This window comes from Methylobacterium sp. B1, from assembly GCF_000333255.1.
GTDB lineage: Bacteria > Pseudomonadota > Alphaproteobacteria > Rhizobiales > Beijerinckiaceae > Methylobacterium > Methylobacterium fujisawaense.
Genome location: NZ_BACT01001011.1, coordinates 1 through 1,407 on the forward strand (window position 1 = coordinate 1; position 1,407 = coordinate 1,407).

The 1,407-nt window shown below is 71.4% G+C and carries 1 protein-coding gene and 1 pseudogene; both read right to left on the bottom strand.

The features are described from left to right. Window positions 1–214: pseudogene (locus I53_RS34665) on the bottom strand (glycosyltransferase family 2 protein); the annotation flags it as partial. Continuing rightward, window positions 211–1,407: glycosyltransferase family 2 protein (locus tag I53_RS28075; protein ID WP_043357202.1), on the bottom strand; the 1,197-nt coding region annotated here is incomplete at its 5' end. The gene I53_RS28075 and the pseudogene I53_RS34665, both read right to left, overlap by 4 nt.

A 1,407-nucleotide genomic window follows, 5' to 3' on the forward strand; every position in this document is an offset into this window, starting at 1 on the left:
GCAGCGAAAGCCGGTGGTCGATTCCGATCAAGCCCGCGAGCGCTTGCCGGGCCCGCAGGCGCTTCCCCATCAGGCGCGCCCGCACGATGGCAGCCGCGGCCCGGGGGTGAACGAGGATCTGGCGGGCTGTCCCCAAAAGCGTGCGCCAGGAGCGGCGCGGCGATCCGTGATACGGGCCGCCTTCACGGCCCGATGCCCCGTCCGACGGCGTCATTCCAAGTCCTCGCCGAAGGTCGTGACCGACAGGGCGGGATGGTAGAACGGATCGTGCCGGATCACGGCGCGCCAGCGCTCGGAGAAGCGGGCCGCCTCCTGCTCGAAGCGCGTGCGCTTGGCACCGACGGAGGGACCGCGGCTGACGGATTCGAGATGGGCCAGGGTCGCGGCCGGCGTCCAGATCGTCTTCCAGCCGGCGGCCCCGAGGCGCAGGCAGAAATCCACGTCGTTGAAATCGACCGGGAAGGACTCGGCGTCGAAGCCCCCAACTGCCAGATACTTGTCGCGCGCGACGGCGAGGCAGGCGGCCGTCACCGCCGAGACCTCGTGCGCCACACGCAGCCGGCCGAGATGGCCCGGCGTGTCCCCGGGCCGGCGGCGCAGGATATGGCCCGCCCGACCGCCGAGGCCGACGACGACGCCGGCATGCTGCAATGTGCCGTCGCCGTAGAGAAGCTTTGCCCCGACGGCGCCGACATCCGGCCGGCAGGCCTGCCGGACCATGGCTTCCAGCCAGCCGGGCTCCAGGACGGCGACATCGTTGTTCAGGAGCACGACGATCGCGCCCGACGCCGCGCCGACGCCGGCATTGACCATCGCGGCGAAATTGAAGGGTTGAGGGTCCATGAGGATCCGCACGCGCGGATCGTCGCGCAGGCTTGCGTAGTGATCGAGCACCGCGGGATCGGTGGAACCGTTGTCGACGATGATCAGCTCGATCGCCGCATAGGCGGTCTCGTGGAGCACGCCGCGGCAGACGCGGGTGATCAGGTCCAGGCGGTCGCGCGAGGGAATCACGATGCTCACCAGCGGCGCCGGATCCGGAAGCGGCCATTTCAGGTGAACGGCGCCGTCGTGGATCTCGGCACGGAGCGAAGGCCACCCGGATCGACGCGCGTCGAGGGCTGCCGCCCGGGCGGACGCGTCGAGCCCGTCGCCGACGGTGCGGGCGAGAATCCGCGGGACATGCGCCACCCGCGCGGCGCGGGTCGTCGCGGCGGCCGCGATGGCCAAACCGATCTCCTCCATCGGGCCGACGGGGCGCCCCGGACTTGCGGAGAGCCACGTCTTCGACAGGAGCAGGGGGAAACCCGGATAGCCCGTCGCCAGGGGCAGATCCGGGCTCCAGTCCGGCTTCAGCTGCGGGCGACCGTCGGGGCCGATCGCGTCGCCGTAGGCGATGTCCGCGTC